Source organism: Oceanobacillus sp. AG, from assembly GCF_009746545.1.
Taxonomy (GTDB): Bacteria; Bacillota; Bacilli; order Bacillales; family Amphibacillaceae; genus Oceanobacillus; species Oceanobacillus indicireducens.
In genome coordinates this window covers 20,137-42,758 of the sequence record NZ_WOWT01000035.1, presented here as the reverse complement: position 1 = coordinate 42,758, position 22,622 = coordinate 20,137, and the positions used below count along the sequence as shown (strand labels likewise).

Genomic DNA, 22,622 nt, shown 5'->3' with positions numbered 1-22,622 from the left:
TAAAACGAACAAGAAATTCAAAAAGTTAATCAAAAGTCAACTACAGTATTGGTTTGCGGGATTACCTAACTATATCAAGGTATACCTGCCTAGTTTGGGCTGCGAAAGTTGAGTAATAACAATTGAAAACGAATACCCGAAAAATTAGAACCGGATATTGTCAGTTTAAAACACGAATAGCATTAACCAAATTTTAAAATAATTATTAAATTTTCTCTTGACATTTATACGAAACCTATGTAGAGTAAAAATTATTAAAATTAAATATGTAATTTTCTTATCCAGAGAGGTGGAGGGACTGGCCCTTTGATACCTCGGCAACAGACTTTTTGAAGCACTGTGCCAATTCCAGTAGCGTTAAGCTTGAAGATAAGAAGAGAAACTAGTAATGCGATTTAAACCTCTTCTTATATTAAGAAGGGGTTTTTATTATTTTATTACATATAAAACAGGAGGAGAAGAAATGAAACGTACTCTAGAACAAAGGTTAAAAGAAGGAACAGTTATTGTTGGAGAAGGGTATTTGTTTGAATTGGAACGAAGGGGTTATTTACAAGCAGGGTCATTTGTACCGGAAGTGGCACTAGAAAACCCAGAAGCACTTAAACAAACCTATAGAGATTTTATGAATGCTGGATCTGATGTGATCTTAGCGTTTACGTATAATGGTCATCGAGAGAAGCTTCGCATTATTGGTAAAGAAGATTTATTAGAGCCGCTAAATCGGAGTGCAATTCGGTTGGCAAAAGAAGTAGCCAAGGAACACCCGACAGAGGAGGCACTTGTTGCGGGAAATATTTCGAATACAAATATTTTTGATCCAAATAATCCAGCTTCCAAGGAAGAAGTGAGAAGTATTTTTGCAGAAATGGTGAAATGGTGTAAGGAAGAGGGCGTTGACTACATTGTTGGTGAAACATTTTATTATCATGAAGAAGCATTAATCGCCTTGGAAGAAATTCAAAAACAAGGTTTACCTGCAGTGATTACGTTAGCCTTATTTGCGGAGAACATTTTAAGAGATGGATATACGGCAGATGAATCATGTAAAATCCTTTCTGAAAAGGGGGCATTAGTAGTTGGTCTGAACTGCTTCCGCGGACCTGATACTATGCATTCATACTTAGTGGACATCCGAAAAAATGTAGATGGCTATGTGGGCGCTCTACCACTTCCATATCGGACAACGGAAGAAAATCCGACATTCTTTAATTTGCCTGATGCCGGATGCAATTGCACATTGCCTACGGAAACAACTTTCCCGACTGCACTTGATCCGCTTTACCATAATCGTTTCGAATTAGCGGAATGGGCAAAAGAAGCAAAAGAAATTGGTATTAATTATATCGGCTTATGTTGCGGTGCCTCACCTGCAATGCTAAGAGAAGTTGCAGAAGCTGTCGGAGTTGAAACAATAAATTCAAAATTCTCCCCGAACATGGAGAAACACTTTTTATTTGGTAATGATGAAACACTTAAAAAGCACAACACGGAATATCGTACAAAGGCATAATAAGATGACTGTTTTTTAATGAGTAACCCAACTTTAGCACTGATAAACTTCATAAAATTGCTCTACATCCCTGTACAGAAGATAATAAGAAATGAAACAAGTTAACAATCAATCGATTTAAATAAAAAAAGAGCTTACCATACCGAAATGTATTTGCTACAGCCAGCACATTTCTTTCGGGTAGGGTAAGCTCTCTCCTCATTTTAAATTTCGTAGTGCTTTTAAACATGATGATTATATTTATTCTTCGTCCACTTCAATATCTTCATCGACTACAGGGGCCTCCGGTTCATCATCAAAAAAGTCTGGCGGATTAGGTGGTGCGGAGGCATTATTGCTAATACTGATTTCAACGGTATACGTCATTGGTACGAATTCATTGAATTTACTCATATTCACCACTGTCCCCTTTACTTCTGGAGAATAGACATACTTGACTATATACTTAATATCAGCGCCTTTTGATTGATATTCATCAAAGAATAACCGTGGCAGATCTCCTTCCATTTGACCACGGAAATCAGCTAAATACGGCTTACCTAATGAATACGTAACAGTAACACCCTTATCATCTTGGTCCGTTAATTTGGTTTCCGCCTCAACGGATTGGGAAATGAATCTTCCATAAGGTATGTCTGTATTGTATCTCTCTTTTACCGTCACATCTAAATCCGGGTAATTGCTAACTGCTTCCTCCGCAGTCAGTCCCCAAAAGTTTGGAACGACCGTAGCTTTACCTACAGATACCTTCACTTTCATCTTATCTCGTTTTGCTACCTTTTCATCTGCAGCTTCACTTTGACTAATAATATGTTCCGGCTCGATACTGTCAGAGTCAGCTTCTTCATAAGTCATGTCAATTTCATTCGTTTCTGCCCACTTTTCCACTTCTTCTTTGGGCTTTCCTGTAAAGTCAGGTACCGTAATATTCTTTTCAAAAACTTCCTTTCCTTTTGAATAATAGACGGCAGCACTGTGTTTACGTTGATATTCCGCCTCATCGACCCCACTATCCCGGATCGTAGTCTTAATATATTCCCCTTCTTCAAGGTCATCACTATACTCTGTAACCAATTGCAGGTTTTCCGCTTTATTTTCGTCAATCCAATTCCGTGCTTCCTCCTGGCTCATTTCCGAAAAGTCTGGGAGCGGTATAACCTCTTCTGGATCTGGTCCCAAGCTGCTCGTTAACTCTAGAGTCTTCCCTTTCCGGATTTTATCCCCAGCAGCTACACTTTGCGCAAAAACCTGATTGGCATCATATTCCATATTATACTCTTGGTTTAATTCAATTTCGACATCATTCTCACCTGCCCATTCCCGGGCCACGGATACAGACTCTCCTACAAAGTCTTCAACCTTCACATGGACAAGCAGATAATAGATGAAGAAAATCAAACCACAAGCTAAAACGGATCCTGTAATAATCAGCCACATCCGACGTCTCTTTTTTCTTCGGTAGTCCAGATCAATTTCCACTTCTTCTTCGGCATCCCGCTGTCGGCTGTTCCGTGTAGGGGAAGGCGCCCGCGGAGGCTCGGTCTCAAGTTCAGATTTGTTATCTTCTATTTCCGAAGCAGGCGCTTGGTTTTCTTGGTTTTCCTGGTTTTCTCGTTTTTCCGGCAACTCTGTTTCTTCTTGATTCTCTGTTTGCTTATCTTGCTCCTCTTTTACTTGTTTATCTTTATCCTTATCTTCCTCTTGCTCATTCAACATGTCTTGATACTTATCTTTATTAAATTTTGATAAAAAATCACTCATAAGAAGATAGTACACCTTTCCTTAGCAAGTAAGCCTGATCCGATTGCACTGCAATTTCATTGGAGTGCGTTACGACAACGACACATTTATCATGTTCGTGTGCCATTTTCTTAAAGATATCAATGATTTCCTGCTCCATCTCTTCATCCAAGTTCCCCGTCGGTTCATCGGCAAGAATCAACTCTACGTTCGTCGCCAGCGCGCGGGCAATCGCCACACGTTGCTGCTCTCCCCCGGAAAGCTTGTTAACCGGACGATCGGCTTTACTTTGTACAATCCCGATATAATCCAGTAAATTATATGCAACTGTTTTTACATCTTCCGGAATGTCATTTTCTGTAATTGACATCGGAATCAACACATTTTCCACCGCAGTGAAGGTCGGGATTAAATTATAGCTTTGAAAAATAATACCGACATTATTACGGCGATACTTTTCATAGCCTATTTTCTTAATATCTTCATCATTAAACAAAACGGTCCCGCCATGCGGTGAATCCAAAGCACTGAGTAGGGATAAAAGAGTCGTTTTCCCTGAACCGGATTGCCCTAAAATCGTGTAGAACTTCCCCTTTTCAAAAGAAACAGATGTGTCTTTCAATATATAACGACGCTTGTCACCATCTTGATAATAATAATTTAAATCTTTCGCTTCTAATATCATCATTTCACCCCTCCATTACATCAGTATTTTCTTTGGATTCAACCGTAAAATATAAACAAGCGGAATAACCGTTGAAATTAAAATCGTTAACAGTCCAATTCCATAGAAGATAAGAATATAGCTTGAATTAAGGCTTACCTCATATGAATCCAAGACATCTTCTGTTGTTAAATTCGTCTGGATTTCACTAAAATACATCATTTCATCTTGAGATGTATTATGATCAGCTTTCATCATCGTATCGGATACCTGTCCGGCTATGAAGTTACCGCTGAATAGGGATAGCGTAATCCCAATTAAAGCAACAACCATTACTTCGATCAGTATTTGCCCGACAACGCGCCCCCGTCGTTCCCCTAAAGATAAATAGATTCCTAGTTCACGTTTCCGGTCTCTCAAGAATAGTAGAACTACTAAACCAATAATCAGTACCGTTGCAATGACTGCAGCCGCTAGTACATATTTTGCTAGTTTCGACATCGACTCTACCGGACCGGCAATACTATCATACTGATCCGTAGCACTGACTACTGTATAAAGCTTCGGCAATAATGGAGTGACCTCTTCTTCAAATGCTTCACTATCTTCCGGATTATTTAAGACGAACATTGGAGTGTAATATTCAAAGGAACTATCTTCCCCTTCCGCCTCCATCATCTCCGCAAATTCTTCATCTGACTTCAATAGCTCTTCCCAATAATATTCGGTTTCACTACGGACAATCTCATTTGGGACGTAGATTGTATTTTGGTAATCCATATCCATGAAATCGAACATTCCATCTTCTGAATCTTCCCCTGCATCTTCCTTCAGTGTTTGAGATTCAAATAAGCCGATTACTTCCAATACTACATCACGGGAAGTAACTATTTCCTCTTCACCGGTCTCATCATCATAAGTAAAGACCATATTGGATAACGTAAAGGTATCGCCCACATGCAGATTATTTAATTCTGCTAATTTTTGCGAAATAATGGCGACAGAAGTACCGTTTTCCACTTCTTCCTCGTTAAAGACGCGTCCATCAACTAATTTCGCCTTCTCTTCTTCAAAATCAAGAACAGGAGCATAGTTAATTCCTTTCATCATAAAGTCCATACTCGGGCCAAATTGAACTAAATCTTCCATATCTTCACCCTGATAACTCTCAATACTCTCTGACCCTAGAGAGGTGGACATATTATAATCATAATATTTCACATAGGAGAGCTCACCAATTTGTTTTATCAAATCGATATCAATGTCTTCAATTTCCGTTTCCATCAATTCCGCTTCACTGAGAGCATCGAGCTCTTCATAATCAATCTCAACCGTCGCAGCAGCGCCAAGTCTCTCTTTGATATTCGACTCCACATTACTAGTTGCTTGCTGGATGGAAATTGCCCCCGATATTAAATTTCCCAATATAAAGATAACAGCCAATAAAATTAATGATTTCCCTTTGTTTCTAGTAATACCTAAAAATCCCCGTTTAATAAAATTCATTACAAACCCCCTCACTTCATATTTTTAAACTTATGTATCTAGTATATAGAACTATTACCTATTATCCAACAACATTTTTCATTTATCTTAAAAAAACTCCTCAAAGAGAGATTGCTCTAATCTTTAGGAGTTTTGTTTCTTTCACTATATTATTTGTATGTAAAAATTTTCACCTCATCGTTACTGTCGATCGTTGCTAATAGAATTTCCTTTAAATCAACTGCAAACATTGAATGAATTTTTTTCTTCAACCAGATTTCATCTTTTCCAAATTGATTAAGTGTTTCAACATCAATCTGTCCTTCTTTAACAATTGGCATGGGGAAAAATAATGGTTTAACAGCAATTCGCATGTCCGTTGGAGTAACTGTGTTATACTGCGAAAATAAAAACACGGATAAACTGCCGCCTGGTTCCCATAATGCAAGAGAAACTTTATCAATATCATCTATTTTTTGCTTTCTTAATTCTGATAATAAAACATCGAGTGAGATTCTTGCTTTTAATAAACCTTTATAAATAATTTGTCCGTTTTTAATAAGCGGAATTGGAGTTGGTTCAAGGAACTTCCGCAGCGCTCTCCATTTTAAACTTAAATATACACCCACCGTATACAGTATTACTAATACTGATATCGTGATCATCGAACCTTTTAACCCTAGTTGCTCATCAGATAAAGGGTGTGCAATAATATTCCCAATTAATAAAGCCATCATAAAATCAATTAATCTTAACTGGGATATGGATCGTTGACCCATTATTTTAGCCACGATTAACAGAAAGAAAAACGCAACAATTGCTCTTAGGACCCATTGTATAAAATTAAGAGACTCTTGTTCACCAAAAAACTCCAAATCATTCACGCCCTCAGACTTAAGTTTTCATTTGTTACTTGTAAGCCTTATTCCCAATATTTACATGGGGAAGGCTGTTTTGAAACCAATTATCTAATTTATTGAACAATTAACCGGAACACAAACTCCTTCATATCCACAAAGCGCGGAAAGACAGGTTTTTCGTTTGTACCTGCAATTACCAATGGTACCAGCGATTCTTGTCTGTGTAAGGAACCATGTGCTGCACCTGAAAGATGAGCTGGTGTAGATTGAGCTTTAAATTCACAGCCCGGTTTCGCATTTACCACAATAAATCTTCCCTTATGAGAGTGCAAGGCACCGTATAAACGTGCTAACGCATCCGGATAATCTCCATAGGACAATACTTTATCATTCGACAACGTCAATTGAAGAAGCTCATGATTTCCGTGCACGTTCCATGTTTGATTATATACATCTCTATACTCCCCATCCCGGCTATATCGCAAGGAACCTTTTCTCATTCCCGATTCAATGTTTACGGAAATCCCATCGTCGTTCTTCCAAGCAATGATATCGATACGGTGATCCTTTTTTAACCTTTCGATAATGGGAGCCAATGAAAGATTCTCATTCAGCACATAAATATAAGCCATACGCTGATTCACACTAAAAGCTAGCTGATCTTTTTTATGTACTGGACGTTCAATTCGCGCTATACGGTAACTTTTCAGCAGTTTACGTAAGTCAATAACAACATCTCGATGTTTGGTACCTGTTGCAGCATGACCGTTATCCCCAATAATCAGCCATACATTCTGATTAAGCGCTTCTTCCCAACTTGAATATAAATTCAATGTTTTTTGTATTTCTTTATCTATTTTCGTAATGCCCTTTATATCCAGCGGACCTTTAAAATGAATACGGGCGTCCATATCCTGAAAAATACAGAAAGTAAACAAAGGTAGTTTGTTTTTACGAATTAAATACCGCAGTTCCCTTGCTGTATATTTACGATTTCCTGCAGCTATCTGGGTTGGAAAACTCCATGACCTTAATTTTGAAAAAGTCCCCAACGAGAAGATAGAAGGACCTTCAGCTGTCCACTTGCCATCTTCAAAATAAGTCAATGTGCTAAGCAGCCGTGGCACACGCAAACGTTTAGGGGTATTTCCACGATAGACAAAAGAATTAATAGAAGCCGAGGGAATTCCCAGCGCAGCCAATTCTTCATAAATGGTGGTGACTTCATCACCCAAATGATCATGGTTCAAGCGATACAGCATATTATGAACAGATTTTCGCATTCCCATCCGAAATGTTTCCCGAAAGCCCGTACCGTAATTAATGAACTGCTTTTCCGAATCATCGAACCAGTTCAACCCCGGTATATGATGTTTATCCGCATATGTACCTGTCAAAAGGCTACTGTCTATGGTTACAGACATCGTTGGAAACGAGGTTACCATATTGGATATGTAATTACCGTTTTCCATTAAAAACTGCAAAGCGGGAGCGCGCCCTGTTTGGGCAGCTACCTCCAATGGCCCACTCATCAACGAATCGATATTTAATAAAATAACTGGTTTTCGTAAAGATCGAGCTGCTTTCATATCCCATTCATCCTCATCACGTTTGTTTGCGGAAAATAAAATTAGGAGTTACTACTCCCTAGAAAATATTGTATCCTTTTGCGGATAAAATTATCCCATTGTTCCTGCGTATCTTAGTGAATAATGAGGTTTTGTTTTCCCGTTAGCATGCTCTTCTTACTTTAATGGGAAAACAATAGGGAACTATTAGCCTTTTAGGGCGCTCACCTTGCTCTAATAAGAAAACAAACGATTCCTATTTTCCCATACGCATGATTATCTTACTTAATTGGGAAAGTATCCGTCCACCGGGCAAGGAACGGTAATCAGAGCACAAAAATCATAAATCTTATATTCACTACCCTTCTTCATTTTTCATATCCGACCAAGGAACAAATGAAAATGGAACCCCAACAAATTTTGCTGTTGTTTCATCAAAGGATACGAGATCTTGTCTCGAAATTTCTTTCAAAGAATGTTTGCCCATTGCACGGATACCTTCCTTGATTTCTTCTACACTTGATGTTAAATAATTTGCCGCTGCTTGAGCACCATCGTCAATGTTAAATTGGTTGGCGAATTTCCCTTCATGAAAAGCAACTTCAGTTGGTGGTTCAAAAGGAACTGCCTTTAGTGATTGATTATGGGTGACAGCAAATAACAATGCTGATCCTATATAGACAGCATCCGCCCCTAAAGCAAGCACTTTTAGAAACTCACTTGGTGTAAATAACCCGCCTGAAACAATTAAACTTACGGAATCTTTCTTTCCGAGCCTTTCCAGATGATTAACAGCACGAACAACTGCGTGGAGCGTAGGTATTCCGAAGCTGTCAGATAAAATCGGAGCACCACCATGGGTTGAGCCTTGGCCGCCATCAATTGAAATAAAGTCTATTCCGAGGTGAAGTGAAGCTTCAATATCTTCTTCCAATCTCCCGCCAGCAGCAATCTTTACCCCAATTGGAACACCGCCAGAAACTTTCCGTAGTTCCTTTACTAAATCCTTAAGGTCATCAATCGTTTGATCGTCAAAAAAATGCTCATAAATTTGAGCAACTTCTCCTTCCTTAAGGCCCATCAGCTTCCTCGCTCTCCCTGTCAAATTCTCCGGTTGAATTTTCGCTCCCATGCCCATCTTAGCACCTTGGCCAAGTTTAATCTCAATCATATCTACTTGTTTATAAAGCTTCTGTTCTTTCGCCCAAGCTGTTTTGGAAAACTGCAAGATTAGCTTGCCGCCCAACTTTAATTCTTCGGGTAACACCACTCCTTCACCGGTGTTAATTGCAGTATTAACCTCTTTAGCTGCCTTCGCAAGGGCCATCCGTACATGCTCACTTAGTGCCAGCCCATAAGCCATTCCACTAATCAATAATGGGATTTCAGCATTTAAAGGTTTTTTTGCCTTGGGACCGATCGTAATTTTTACATCAACTTCATCATCGCTATCTGTAGGAAACGTGGTAATTTGGGCAGGGATGAATGTTAGACTAGACAAATGCGGCCAAGACCTAGAACCACCGATTGGACGGTGTAGAACTTCACCTGAATCTGCTCGCAGATTATTTTCCAACATATTCTGTAAGCCAACATGTGCAAGTCCTGGAATTAATTCGATCAAATTTTCTTGATAGCTATCCGTAAATATTATGTTTCCAATTTTTTTTACGATTGCTTTAAAAATCCAGCGTCTTCCGAAAATGAGAAATAAAAGGATGGCAAGGACTATCGTAACCAATATAAGTGTTATTATTTGTAACATCATTACCAGTTCACTACCTTTTTTAATGACAATCAATAAACGAACGGCTAATTAGGAGAAGATTGCTTTTCCTCTTCCTTCTTCCAAGGAGGATCAGCATCTTCATGTAATTTCTGATTTACTTTATAAATGGAAAGCGGGATGAGGTATGCTAAAACAGTACAAAACACCCCTAATAGGGATGGTATCCTTTCGGTGATCATGCTCCACATTTCTACTAATCCCCTCTCGAGTTTACGCGAACTGAAGTACCTGGTTGTGTAATCGTTCCCTTTACATTAATGGTAATTTTACTTTCGGAAAAATAATTTTCCCCATGATCCCAATCTTGTTTTATTTCATTCCATAGTTTATTATGATGAATCCTAAGATATTTATCGAAATCCAGCACATCAACTTGTAGTTCATCCTTCATTTTTCGGACAGCTATTTCCGATAATTTTTTCACCTCCTTTTCAAACGCTTGTTCAAATATCTTTAAATTTTCTTCTTTATAGAAATCTACCGTACCAAAGTATTCTCTAATCGCTGCTGTTAATGAAATATCTACTTGAAATTCCAATGCATTTTTATCACGATTCAACAGCTTATAATCACTGCTACTCCCCGTAATTTCAAATGTGGCCTGTTCACCCTCGACTTCAGTAGTAACACTACCATCCTGGGCACCGCCAGTAATAAATTGTCGCCCTTTTGCATCTGCTCCCGTTAGTGTATCAACCAGTTTATTTGGCTTTTCAGCAATTACCGCTATACCTTGGTAATATATAGAGTTGTCTGCCACCTCAGTAAGGAGTGGTACCGTAAAGCTTCGATTGATTAATAGCTTTTCTTGAACGTCTCCAATCTGGATCGGTTTCATCGTTGCCACAGATTCAGCATTCTCCATTATTTCGGTTATATACTCTGCCGGAATCTTGACATGTTCCGGCTCAACATTTAGAAGAGTTTTTGCTTTGTTATCAGCTACAACAATGAAGATACCCCTTCGCATGTACTCCTGCCTGACAAAAACGTCTAAAACATTTGCAAGCATATCTTCTTGCTCAGCTAACTCTTTAGATATAATAACTAAATCTAAATGTTCGACATCCATTTTTCGATTTTCCTGTCTTGAAATATCCCGATTTGTCTCGAATATTCCTTCTCCTGTTCTGCTTATATTTCGATATGCTTTTCCTCCCCCGGGCTCTGTAATTGTACCTAAACCTGCAGGAACTATAATTTGCTCGGTTAATTCAAGGATTGCCTTTCCACCATCATCTTCAGCCAAGTCAATTGCAACTGCAGATAAAAATGCTCTTTCTTCTATTTGCACCTCATCCCAACATCCTGAAAGAGTGACTAAGAAGAAAATAAGAAGTGGCATGATAGGAAGCATTTTATTGTCCACGATTTTTGCCTCCTTTAATCCCATACATGATCCAAAGCGGAATCACGACAAATACATGGAGAATAGAGGTTGTATAAGCCAGATACTCTTTAAATTTGACATTTTCCAAAAAGTTATTAGGAAGCGTCGAGATGAAATAAATAAGAGGTGATAGCCCAAATACAATCGTATGCTTTTTAAGCTTTGGCAAAATGGATTGCAGTGCCATTACAGCGACATCATATGTCATCATTGCAGTTGTGAAGATTGCCGTAATCCAAATGACAAAAAATAGCGATTCCATTCTTTCAAAAAAGCCTCCTGGTATTTTGATCGATTTTGCCAATTCGATTAAAGGAAGACGAATGACCTCAGTTGTGGCTTGTCCGAACACAGCGATACAAACTAAATAGATAAGCAGATATAAAAGCACCACCCAAGACATGCCAAATGCCGCTCGACCCGGTACTTTATTTATGTCTTTTACTAAAGGGATATAAAAAAATAAAATCCCTATTCCTACATATGCAAGGGCACTATCGATTGTACCTTTTACATATCCATTTATTCCGGTAGTGAATACAGGTAAGACATTATCTAACTTCATAAATCCGATTGCAAAAATGATTAACAGCCCTGTAACGAGAAAAATCAGCGGTAAAAACATCGCATTTAAGCGAAATAATCCGACTCGACTACCAGAAACAGAATAAACAACAATAAGCAAGAAGGAGAGTCCAATAACTTCAACTGGCGTCGTATCAAATAAATATTGTTTAGAGATAATACTAATCGACGAAACTTCATAAGCAGCAATCATCATTCCTTGTATCGCAAACAATAGTGTCAATAGATAAGCAACGGGTTTAGACAAAAGGGAGGATGAATAGGACAGGAATGATTGATTGGGAAATTTGGAGACTATTTTTGCTACAAACCATGTCAAGCTAACGGCCAGTATTCCTGCAATAATAATAGCTATCCATCCATCGGCAAATCTCACCGACTTTGCCAGTATTCCCGGAAGGTCTAAAATACTAACTGCTATAGCTACGGAAGGTATGGCGATCATAATATCTTGTGATTGAATTCTTTCATCTGCATATTTAAAAGGTGACATGAATGAATGTTTCTCCTTTGTAGAGGGCTTCTACTTATTTTCAAATATTTTATTTTGATATGACATTGTTTTTGCCCTTTATTTAATAGAAGTATCTTTAGAAACATCATCTACTGGTTCCAAATGTTTTGGTCGACGAGTTAATTTCGTAAATGGCGCACGAATGACAGCGTCCTTTAAATCTTTCAAAAACAAAGGCCCAAAGGGAGTAGAATAAGGCATTCCAATACTTTTTAAATTTACAATATGGATGTTCATCATAATATAAACAAGAATAACCCCGTATAACCCTAAAGCGCCACTTGCAATAATAACGATAAAACGAAACGTCCGAAGTGCGATACTCATACTATAAGTGGGGATACTAAACGCTGCAATCGCTGTAAGTGCTGTTACAATTACCATAATTGGACTGACAATGCCAGCACTAACTGCCGCTTCTCCAATAACTAAACCACCTACAATTCCAATCGTTTGACCAATTACTTTAGGGAGCCTTACCCCCGCTTCGTGTAAAATCTCAAAAGTGATTGCCATTAGAATCGCTTCGATTGCGGCGGGAAATGGAACGCCTTCTCTAGAAGCTGCTATGGAATATGCCAGTGTACTCGGGATCATCCCAGGGTGAAACGATACAAAGGCAACATAAAGCCCGGGTAAAAACACTGCGATAAAAGCTGCTAGAAAACGCAATATCCTTAATAGACTTGCAGACATCCAGCGCTGGGTATAATCTTCCGGTGACGCTAGACCATCGCTAAGTGACATGGGAGCAATAAGTGCGAATGGTGTGCCGTCAACAATAATTCCTACTTTCCCCTGTATTAAGCTTGCGGAAACCGAATCAGGTCTTTCGGTATCAAGAATTTGCGGAAAGGGAGAGTAGATGCTATCTTCAATCCATTGCTCGACAAAGGATGAATCTGAAATATAATCAATGTCCATCGTTGCCAGCCTACGATTTATTTCATTTACTAAATCCGGATTTGTGATCCCTTCTACATAACAGACAACCACCATTTGTTTAGAACGCTTACCAACATTGTGTTTCTTAAAGCGTAAATTGGGATCTCTAATATCTCTGCGGATTAATGCCATATTTGTAAAAATACTTTCAACAAATCCCTCCCTTGGTCCGCGCACTAACGTCTCAGACTCTGGTTCTTCAATCGAGCGGCTTTCCCCGCCAGTAGTCCCCATAAGTAGTACTTCTTCATAACCTTCTAAGTAGAAAGCAGTGTGCCCATTTAAAATGGCAAGGGAAACATCATCTAAATTATTGGATTTATCTGTATCCGTAACTGCAACAACTTCACTATGTATTTTGTCTAGGATACCCGTTTCAAACTGCTTGAGATTTTCTTGGATCACTTTTAAAATATTGTTATTGATAAGATCTTCATCTGTAATTCCACTAATGTAAATAATGGCAGCTCTTTTTTCTAAACCGCCAATAATTAATTCGCGCATGACTAAATCAGTCGGATCTCCAAGCATTTTTTTGATTGACTTTAAATTGTCATCCAGATTTTTAGTAATTGAAGTATTGAATTCTTCTTGTTGTGCTTGGCTTTGCTTCATTTTTTTTCTCGTTTTCATTCGATTGAATATCGAGCGTCTTACCATTTGATCCCCTCATTTAGGTGAAATAGCTTCCCCTTTCTTTTTCCCAATTCCTAGTGTTTTATACAATAACAAAAAGAGGGGAATGAAAAATCCCCCCATCAAATTGTAATCATTATTTAAGTTAAAATAAGCCAAGTTGTCTGGGAGCAAGCCCTTCATAGTCGATCCCCAACATCGCATGAAATTGTTTTGCGTTCACAGCCGCATCCCCGCCAGAATTATTATTGAACAAGACATAAATATTTTCTGAGGATGTTGCCAGTTTTAAGACGCGCTCTTTCCATTCCAGTAATTCTTTTTCATTATATTTATATAAATAACGGACTTCCCGCCAATTCGTATCCGCATTTTTCGGTCTAACCCATCCATAGACATTCCTGCCATGCATCCGGATTAACGTCATTTCAGGATGTGTCGCTACAGGTACAATGGGTACCGAACCGTCCCCCGCTTGCGGCTCATCAACAATCGTATGAATCCAGCCTTCCTGTTTCATAAAATCAAGGGTGCTGTCACGATAGGCTTCACTGAACCAAGATTGATGTCTAAATTCTAAGGCAATCGGAATATCTCCCATCATCTGCTTACAATACCGTAAATAAGTGACATTCTCTGTCCTGCAATCAAACCAGGGCGGAAATTGAAATAAGACCATCGCTAATTTATTCGCTTCTTGAAAAGGTACTAAGGAATCTTTAAATGCTTGAAACATCTCCGTTTTCGAATCAAAGGGAGAATTACTTCGCTGATGCCCTGTCATGCCTTGATAAGCCTTCACAACAAAACGGAACATTTCCGGCGTTTCGTTAACCCATTTCGTAGTATTGCGGACAGGCTGGACGGCGTAAAAAGATGCATCCACTTCTACTATTGGAAAATGACTGCCATATTCCCCTAATTTATCTTTTGACTTCAAATGTGGTTGGTACAAGGAATGGTGGTCTCTCCACCCGGTTACACCTATGTATATCATGTAATCCCTCCTTACCTATCATAGCATAAGAAAAATAATATATACTAATGCACCGGCATTTAAGAAATCGTCCAAAGGGGTTGATGACATTTATTTTTCTACCAAAAAACCATAAAAAAATCCCTCAAGTACTTTAACAGTAAGTGAGGAATTTTTCTCAAGTTTCATCAAATACAAGATACCACCTTATTTATTCACCTGTGCAATTCGATATGGAGAAGGGACACTTCCTTCGATACAATTTCATATTTTTTCACCTGTACTCCAATAAATCAAACTTTATATTTACTATACTCTATTCCAAAAACGTTGCTGAGCAATTGCATTCACAAATTCAGCTTCGAAATTAGGATTGTTTGTAGCAAAGACGACACCAGCCAAATTGTTATTTTTTGATGGTTGAAAATAGGACTCTCCAGTAGTAGCAATACCTATTGGTTTATAATGTCGATATGCATGGTGTAGATAGTCTGTAACGTGCTGCGCGAATTTAGCTTGGTTTCCAGTATCCCCACCAACAATATAAATAGTATCGTATAAGTAAGGACTGGACGTTACAAAGGTCATATTTACCTCAATTTTTGTTCCATCGTTTCCGGAAACTGTACCAAGTTTATCACTTATAATATCAAAAAACACCCCATTTTCTTGCAAGCTATTAAGGACATTCATTACCTCTTGCCCGTTAAAACCATTAGCAATTACTACACCAACTTTTAGTGTCGAGGCATATTTAGGGGTACTTTCCTGACTAAGTGAAGCGTAACTTGTCGATACGTTAACATGGGAGCCGCGCGGATGACTGACACCAATATTATCAGCAACAATTGTAGCCAATTCTATATCTACATTAACCAATAGGTCTACGTTTTGCTGACGAACCGATTTGCTTTTTACTTTTCCAAGTTGATAGCTAAATCCATCAATTGTATGATGCTTTTCGACAGGTGTTAAGCTATTCCAAAATATTCTCACTTGCGAAAAGTAATCCTTGAACGAATCACTTCTGGCACGTATTACGTGTCCATCCACCTTTTTGGGATATGATTCATATCCACCTTCTTCTGGCGGTACCGTATAAGGTGTATTATGTGCTAGTGAATTTTGATGATAGTCTACCTGATCCACATCAATTCGTTGTCTCATATAGCCTCGTCTTGTATTGTTATGAAATGGACAGATCGATCGGTTAATTGGCAGTTCGTCGTAGTTTGCACTTCCAAGTCGATGTTGTTGTGTATCTCGGTACGCCATTAACCTTCCTTGTAAGACCGGGTCATTGGAAAAGTCTATGCCTGGGACAACATTTGCGGGATTAAATGCGGCTTGTTCAGATTCTGTAAAGTAATTCTGTATGTTTCGATTTAAAGTCATCTTACCAATGATTTGTACAGGCACAAGCTCTTCTGGCCAGAACTTAGCAGGATCCAGAACATCAAAATCATATTTGAATTCATCTTCTAATGGGATTAACTGGACACCTAATTCGTATTCAGGATAGAAACCATTGTCAATCGCTTCTCTCAAATCTTTGCGGTGAAAGTCAGGGTCAATTCCCCCAAGTTTGATTGCCTCATCCTGAAGAAGGGAGTGAACACCAAGAATAGGCTTCCAAACATATCTCATAAAGGTTGCCTTCCCTTTATCATTAACAAATAGATACGTGTTAATGGACCACGACTCCATCATTCGATAGCTTCTTATAATGCCACGGTCAGACATAATCCATGTCACCATATGAAGAGATTCTGGATTATTGGCTACATAATCCCAAAAATGATCGTGTGCACCGGTTGCCGTTGGTATATCATCATCTTGCTTTGCTTGGTACGCATGCATCGCATCGGGGAACTTCATTGCATCCTGATTAATTAATACAGGCATTGCTATCGTTGTTAAATCAAGATTTCCTTCTTCTGTATAAAGCTTAACTCCCTGGCAACGTAAATCTCTAGCTGTATCATAGGAACCTTTAGGTCCCTGTACAGTAGAAAAACGGATAGTTAGTGGTGTCTTTTTTCCAGCTTCTCCGAGAAACTTTGCTCTCGTTACGTGTTGCATGGACTGATAACATTCAAACTCCCCATGTGCACTATAACCTCTTGCATGGACTACTCTCTCTGGTATCTCTTCATGGTTAAAATGTGACATCTTTTCGAAGAACTCATAATCTTGGCGAAGTGAAGGACCACGTATACCAGCCTTTAATTGATCCGTATCTTGAGATCTTTTTTTCCCCTGCATTGTCGTCATTGGTTTGCCAGCGTTTGATATACGGTATTGATCCAATTGCTCTTGTTTAATATTTTTACCCATAGCTTTCTGGTCTCTTGATTGTTTGTCGCTCATGGAATCACCCATCCTATATTAATCATTTAACATCACTTACAGTATATTCTCCTAGTGTCTTAAATATTATTCTATTGTATTTTTAATTTCCCAATTATACTGTATGAAGTGAAATCTTCATCTATATCTCACGATTTATGGATTGTTCAATTTGTGTTTCAGAATGGGAAAAGGATAAGGATAAGGATAAGGAGATGAAAATGATGCCTGAGGAATATATATAAAATAAATTGCACAAATATTGCAATTAGTAACTGGTAATGATGTGGAAGAGGATCATTACATAAATGGATGTTTCAGAAAAAGCATAGGTGTGCTTAGCCTATCGTAGTTTTAACGCGGAAGGTGGAATACTGTTAGAGGATGGGCAGATGATTTAATTTATTTAGTAGCACCCTACTCTAAGATAGATCTAAGTTAAACAGTTGTTGAAATAACAACTGTTTAACTTAGATCTTCATTCGCCGCTCTAGTGGAGTAACCGTCGTCACTACTTTATAGATTCAATGTCCTCGCTATCTATATATGAACACGATCAATAGATGCATTGATGTTTTCTTTTTTTTGCGTTTCTTACCAGACTTCGGTCTTTTCATCACTTTCCGAATTTTACGAGCTATACTCTACAAAACCATTCTCTTTCTTTACCTGTTCAATTTGATCTACCGGAATAGAAAAAGGCGTAGCTATATATAACAGTCCCACACTGACAAAATAAACGAAGATACTTAACCCAAAATTAGGATGAAATGATTTCATTTGAAGGAAGATCAGCATGAAAATGGATACAACTACAAAAATACGCATCAATACAGGCAATCGATATAACGTTTTTACTTTACTTGGACTTACAAAAAGAACTAAAATCTTTTCTCTAATGAAGTGAGCATAAAGGAAGACGATAATCATTAATGGTAAAATGAGCCAAAAGTAAGGTGTTCCGTAACACAATCGCAATATTGGCAACGAAGCAAAAATATTTAACCCTATTAAAAACCAATACATATTAATCGTATAATAATGCTTTGATTGATATTTATATCTTTTCCACAATCGTAATAAATGAAAAACAATAAGACCTTCTACAGCAAGTAAAATAGGGAGCCAAAAAAGGAAACGGCCTTCAGGAAAAGCAGCTGCAGCTAATAAGGACAACATATGAACACCAATGACGAGCCCTAACCGTTTTTCCGCAACTTGTTTAACTTCATTTTTGATTTGGTTCATTTTATTCACCACCCCTACAGATTTCATTTATGATATCTTACCATAATCCTAGTCTTTGCAAAGTAATTATCTCATAAATAATTCCCCACTACACATACGAATATGCGTTCTTGTTTTGCTTTTTAAATAATGGTAATATATAGGTGCAGTCAAAGTGATATGGGTGGATGGTTGTCACGTTTTCCTTTTCCTTAAAAAGGGGAAGGAGGTGATAATCATGGATACTTTCTTGGAGTTTTTAAAAGAAGTGTTAAAAGGGATCATTCGCGCGATTAGTGCGTATGTATTTCAGAAAACTTTTTTAAACGAAGAGAAAACCACCCGTTGCCGTAGGAAGCCGGGTGGTTCTCGAAGTAATAAATAATCTTTTGTTACAACCACCGCCTGTACGGCGAGGCTGCAAAGAGAGAAGTTACTGCTTCTCTCTTTTACTATCTATATCCATTTTAACGTAAAAACATGCAAAAATCAATGTGGCTTATTCGTCAACCCTTGTTAACAACGTAACTAACTCCACATGAAATAGTTAGGCTATTTCTCACACATTACGAGGAGATACATAGTCAAGTGTCTCCTGTGTTTTAAAGTTGCCGCCTGCTCATCTGGTATCCCTGTAATGTAAAGCAGATAAGCGTTAGTACAAATATGATAGCAACTGTATATAAAACCGCCGTACCATCTACTAGAGTACTAGATGCTGGATCAATTACATGCCAAAGCAGTTTCGTAAAGAATATACCGAAAGTCAACCCGAATACTATCCCATAACAAACAAAAATCAATGCCTGCCAAACAATAACTGACATCATCCCGTTTTGTGTTAAGCCTAATAAACGTGTAATCCGATAACTTGATTGTTGGCTTAAGATGTCATTCGTTAATGTCTGTAAAACACCAAACGATGCACCTATAATTAAAACAATTAATGTGCCGATAACTAAGACGTAGCGTTGTTGAAACATCTTGTATTCTTCCTCAAGTTCCGCTGTTTTTGTTATGAAATGCATTGCAGGTAATTTACTCATAATAGGCTGCAAAACTTCCACGTCATCCGCATCAACAAAAACTTCATGCATATATAAAACATTTGCTATCTCTTCGGACCAGTCAACGACAATATCGCTATATTGAAATAGTGTTGATTCGTCAGAAATCGCGCTAACAAGGAGTGGCTCATAGTTTTGATTATTATAGTAGTCAATTATTGGAAGTACATCTCCCACTTCAATATGATGCTCTTTTGCAAAACTTTCCTTGACAACTGCACCTGTGACAGGATATTGCTGATCTCGATAAGCAAGGTTTGTTGCCTGTACATCCGCATCAATCATTTCATTAGGCAATTGGATACCAAGGCTTGCAATTCCACTGCTGGCATACACATCACGCACACCTTCTAAATTCCTAATATCAGCTAATAATTCAAGCGTCTGTTCTCCTGTTATATCAGATAAATCATACGTTCCGTGAACCTCAGTTTCAAATTTATTGTCAATATATTGCTCGCTTGACACAGCTACACTTTTCATCGTAGCAGTGCTAAACACCAAAATGACCATCACGCTTATAATTGTTAATATCGCCGACATATTTTTACGTACTTGAGGGAGCAGCCGCTGCAATGCTATATAAAAGTTTTTGCCAAATATCCCTCGCAAATATGGCAGAGAATGTTGCATACACCATTTAAATACATACGGCAAGACATATATAAATAACACGGTCATCATAGCGGAACCAATGAAGCTTTGAACGGGAGCATTTTCTCTCATTCCGATTAACAATAAAAAGATGGCAATGACTGCAACCCCACTACTAACCCATCCTTTTTTCCTCGTCCAAACAACCTGTTTTTCTAATTGTTTCATTTGCATTGGTAACACATTGGTGCTCTTCCAAACTTGCCACATCACAAACAGCTGTAGTACGACAAGACTCACTAATGCAATTACGATAACCGTAATAACAGGTATTGTTGTTTGTACAGGGGGCAATGCCAATGACCGAATGATTCGATGAAGTCCAAATTTCATCATCCCAACACCGAGCAATGTGCCAGCTAATACACCTATTATAATAATCGTAGTTAGTTGGGTTAGTACTATCAGCGCAACTTGTGTCATTGTCGCCCCTATTGCCCGTAAACGCATTAATTGCTTTTGCAGCTTAGTAAAAATGATACGAAAATTTGATAAGAGTAACGTGCCCGTAATGATTAATACAAATAGGGATAAGACAACGATAAAAACAAGCAGACCTTCAATATTCTTTTGCATAGCTTCCGATTCATTCAATAAATCCACACGTAAATATTCATCCATTTTAGCAATTTGTGTTCCTACTGTTTCCTCTAGTTCAGGAATTGTCTGTACCAATACAAACTTTCCTTCCTGCATATAGGGAAATAGTGATTTCATATCAGCATTTGTAATATAAGCTGTATTAAATTCATGGATTGGTAAAGTATCTGCAATCATAAAAGTTTGATGTCCAACTTCCAATTGATCCCCAATCGACTTTTCCAAAGAATGTAATAAACGTTCACTTACAATGATCTCATTTTGCTCAATATTATCCGTAAAATGCAAACGACTTTTCGTAAGTTCATCGTTATTCACGCCAAGCATATTAATAGATATACCTTCTACCGTAACTTCCGGATTTAACAATATTGGTGCAACCGCCATAACACCAGATAAATTCGCTACCTGTGTAAGCTGTTTTTTATCTATATATCTCTCATCTTCTAGTTCGTAGCCAAACTCAATATTACTATCACCGTATAGCTCATAGATATCTTCATCCAGTTTTTCTTTGGCACTAAAACCATAGGTACACATCATCACCACAAGTGCTATCGCAATTGCCACGGTGATTATACTCGTTATTGCTTGTGTCTTTCCTGCACGAAAAAGCTTTAAGGCGATGGTGCGTAAATTAAACATTATCGTTCACCTCGAGCTACATATTTAAATTTTTCCAAGATCTTATCTAAGTCGTTTTCATCTTTTTCATTTGTATAAACATCAATAATTTGTCCATCATGGAAGAATAAGACTCGATCTGCATATGTCGCAACGTATGCATCATGGGTGACGATAACCATTGTTTGTTGAAGGTCTTTATTTAATTGCACGAGTAAATTTAAAATATCATTCGTTGTATTAAAATCAAGTGATCCTGTAGGTTCATCTGCTAGTAATATCGATGGTTTTGCGACCAAAGCGCGTGCAATTGCAACACGTTGTTGCTGTCCGCCTGATAACTCTGTAGGCAAATGTTTGCGCCATTTTTTCATACCGACCTGGTCAAGTGCTTCCTCGACACGCAACTCAATTTCATAATGCGTTAATCCTTTTAAGATCAGTGGCATTGCTATATTATCCATCACATCAAGATCTTCTAAAAGCTCAAAAGACTGAAATACAAAGCCAATATGGTCACGCCGATAAATCGTTGCTTGTGGTTCTTGGTGAATATTTGCATGTTCACCAAAAACAAACATTTTCCCACTTGTTGGAGCATCAATAGCACTTAACATATTAAGGAGTGTACTTTTACCCGATCCGCTCGTTCCCATTATCGCTACCATTTCACCCTCGTACAATGTAAGATCAACTTCCCGTAATGCCTGGATACGGTGCGATGACCTATCAAATACCTTATTTAGTCCCTCTACACGTAAAACTTCTTTCAGTTTTTGCTGTGGTACAGGAATATTATTCATCAGTTTCTTCAACGGATTTTGCCCACTCATCATTATACACTCCCTTCAATTGTTGTCGTAGCATCTGTAAACCGCGACGAATATGTGTTTTTACAGTTCCAACCGGAAGTTCAACCACTTCAGCTATCTGTGGCACTGTATAATCATGATAAAACCGTAATAACAAAGCAGTTTTATAGTGATTCGGTAAAGACTGTAATGCTTGCCATAAATCAAGTTGTTCTTCAATCGGTTTATAATCTGCTTCTATTAAATGCAAGGTTTCCGGTGCAACCGCCCGCTCTCTATCTCTTTTTTTCACATATGTAATACTTTGGTTAATCGCAATCCGCATCAGCCACGTAGAAAAATACAAGGGTTCCCTTAATTGTGCGATCCCTTCAAAGGCACGAATAGTTACTTGTTGAAAGACTTCAATTGCATCCGTTTCATTTTGCACGTATGCAAAGATCATTCGGTAAATTTTATCTTGTTCTTTATTTAGTAATGATAGAAAAGCCGCTTCATTTCCCTGCTGAGCTAGTTTAACCCGTTGCATTTTTTCACCTCTCTATCTATTAGACACACGAGTATGGCGAAACGATTCAAAATCGCCATTTTGTTGCACAATAACAATTATCTTTACGAAGAAGT

At 38.1% G+C, this 22,622-nt stretch carries 18 protein-coding genes and 1 riboswitch; of the genes, 2 read left to right on the top strand and 16 right to left on the bottom strand.

Translation table 11 applies throughout. The features are described from left to right. Window positions 1-274 precede the first annotated feature (274 nt). A riboswitch (SAM riboswitch) is annotated at window positions 275-376 on the top strand. An 87-nt stretch (window positions 377-463) separates the two neighbouring features. Further along, window positions 464-1,513: a homocysteine S-methyltransferase family protein gene (locus GN217_RS16195; protein ID WP_156857692.1), complete on the top strand. Its 1,050-nt coding sequence runs from the start codon at window positions 464-466 to the stop codon at window positions 1,511-1,513. Between the two features lie 240 nt (window positions 1,514-1,753). On the opposite strand, the gene GN217_RS16190 is transcribed toward GN217_RS16195, so the two are convergent. From GN217_RS16190 to GN217_RS16135, 13 genes are all read right to left on the bottom strand, one after another. After that, window positions 1,754-3,274: a PASTA domain-containing protein gene (locus tag GN217_RS16190; RefSeq protein ID WP_156857691.1), complete on the bottom strand. Its 1,521-nt coding sequence runs from the start codon at window positions 3,272-3,274 to the stop codon at window positions 1,754-1,756. Beyond that, the gene (locus GN217_RS16185) at window positions 3,267-3,938 is read right to left on the bottom strand and encodes an ABC transporter ATP-binding protein (protein ID WP_198042698.1); all 672 of its coding nucleotides are present in this window, start codon (window positions 3,936-3,938) and stop codon (window positions 3,267-3,269) included. Before GN217_RS16185 ends, GN217_RS16190 begins: the two co-directional genes overlap by 8 nt. 15 nt (window positions 3,939-3,953) lie before the next feature. Further along, the gene (locus tag GN217_RS16180; protein ID WP_156857689.1) at window positions 3,954-5,423 is read right to left on the bottom strand and encodes an ABC transporter permease; all 1,470 of its coding nucleotides are present in this window, start codon (window positions 5,421-5,423) and stop codon (window positions 3,954-3,956) included. 149 nt (window positions 5,424-5,572) lie between these two features. Then, on the bottom strand, window positions 5,573-6,277 hold the full coding sequence (locus GN217_RS16175) for a DUF421 domain-containing protein (RefSeq protein WP_156857688.1): 705 nt from the start codon (window positions 6,275-6,277) through the stop codon (window positions 5,573-5,575). Between the two features lie 98 nt (window positions 6,278-6,375). Next, entirely contained in the window at window positions 6,376-7,851 is a 1,476-nt protein-coding gene (locus tag GN217_RS16170; RefSeq protein WP_156857687.1) for an alkaline phosphatase family protein, read from the bottom strand. 337 nt (window positions 7,852-8,188) lie between these two features. Continuing rightward, window positions 8,189-9,595, bottom strand: coding sequence for an FMN-binding glutamate synthase family protein (locus GN217_RS16165; protein WP_198042697.1), 1,407 nt, complete (start codon window positions 9,593-9,595; stop codon window positions 8,189-8,191). Window positions 9,596-9,642: 47 nt separating this feature from the next. Then, window positions 9,643-9,807, bottom strand: a complete 165-nt coding sequence (locus GN217_RS18780) for a hypothetical protein (protein WP_188856438.1) — start codon at window positions 9,805-9,807, stop codon at window positions 9,643-9,645. Between the two features lie 5 nt (window positions 9,808-9,812). Then, entirely contained in the window at window positions 9,813-10,988 is a 1,176-nt protein-coding gene (locus GN217_RS16160) for a Ger(x)C family spore germination protein (protein WP_188856439.1), read from the bottom strand. After that, window positions 10,978-12,087 (bottom strand): GerAB/ArcD/ProY family transporter, encoded by a 1,110-nt coding sequence (locus GN217_RS16155; RefSeq protein ID WP_156857685.1) that lies wholly within the window; start codon window positions 12,085-12,087, stop codon window positions 10,978-10,980. Before GN217_RS16155 ends, GN217_RS16160 begins: the two co-directional genes overlap by 11 nt. A gap of 78 nt (window positions 12,088-12,165) precedes the next feature. After that, on the bottom strand, window positions 12,166-13,686 hold the full coding sequence (locus GN217_RS16150) for a spore germination protein (RefSeq protein ID WP_232334472.1): 1,521 nt from the start codon (window positions 13,684-13,686) through the stop codon (window positions 12,166-12,168). A gap of 148 nt (window positions 13,687-13,834) precedes the next feature. Continuing rightward, entirely contained in the window at window positions 13,835-14,686 is an 852-nt protein-coding gene (locus tag GN217_RS16145; RefSeq protein ID WP_156857684.1) for a DUF72 domain-containing protein, read from the bottom strand. 288 nt (window positions 14,687-14,974) lie between these two features. After that, complete coding sequence (locus GN217_RS16140) at window positions 14,975-17,035, bottom strand: catalase (protein WP_156857683.1); 2,061 nt, start codon at window positions 17,033-17,035, stop codon at window positions 14,975-14,977. A 609-nt stretch (window positions 17,036-17,644) separates the two neighbouring features. Beyond that, a complete protein-coding gene (locus GN217_RS16135; RefSeq protein ID WP_156857682.1) occupies window positions 17,645-18,262 on the bottom strand; it encodes a hypothetical protein in 618 nt (205 codons plus the stop codon). Between the two features lie 217 nt (window positions 18,263-18,479). Here GN217_RS16135 and GN217_RS18775 point away from each other — a divergent pair, with 217 nt between their 5' ends. Continuing rightward, on the top strand, window positions 18,480-18,626 hold the full coding sequence (locus tag GN217_RS18775) for a hypothetical protein (protein WP_188856443.1): 147 nt from the start codon (window positions 18,480-18,482) through the stop codon (window positions 18,624-18,626). A 217-nt stretch (window positions 18,627-18,843) separates the two neighbouring features. On the opposite strand, the gene GN217_RS16130 is transcribed toward GN217_RS18775, so the two are convergent. Genes GN217_RS16130 through GN217_RS16120 form a run of 3 tightly spaced genes read right to left on the bottom strand, consistent with a single transcriptional unit; the run spans window position 18,844 to window position 22,527 of the window. Then, complete coding sequence (locus GN217_RS16130; RefSeq protein WP_156857681.1) at window positions 18,844-21,207, bottom strand: ABC transporter permease; 2,364 nt, start codon at window positions 21,205-21,207, stop codon at window positions 18,844-18,846. Next, window positions 21,207-21,989: an ABC transporter ATP-binding protein gene (locus GN217_RS16125; RefSeq protein ID WP_370459814.1), complete on the bottom strand. Its 783-nt coding sequence runs from the start codon at window positions 21,987-21,989 to the stop codon at window positions 21,207-21,209. Before GN217_RS16125 ends, GN217_RS16130 begins: the two co-directional genes overlap by 1 nt. Continuing rightward, on the bottom strand, window positions 21,982-22,527 hold the full coding sequence (locus tag GN217_RS16120; protein WP_156857679.1) for a sigma-70 family RNA polymerase sigma factor: 546 nt from the start codon (window positions 22,525-22,527) through the stop codon (window positions 21,982-21,984). Before GN217_RS16120 ends, GN217_RS16125 begins: the two co-directional genes overlap by 8 nt. Window positions 22,528-22,622 lie beyond the last annotated feature (95 nt).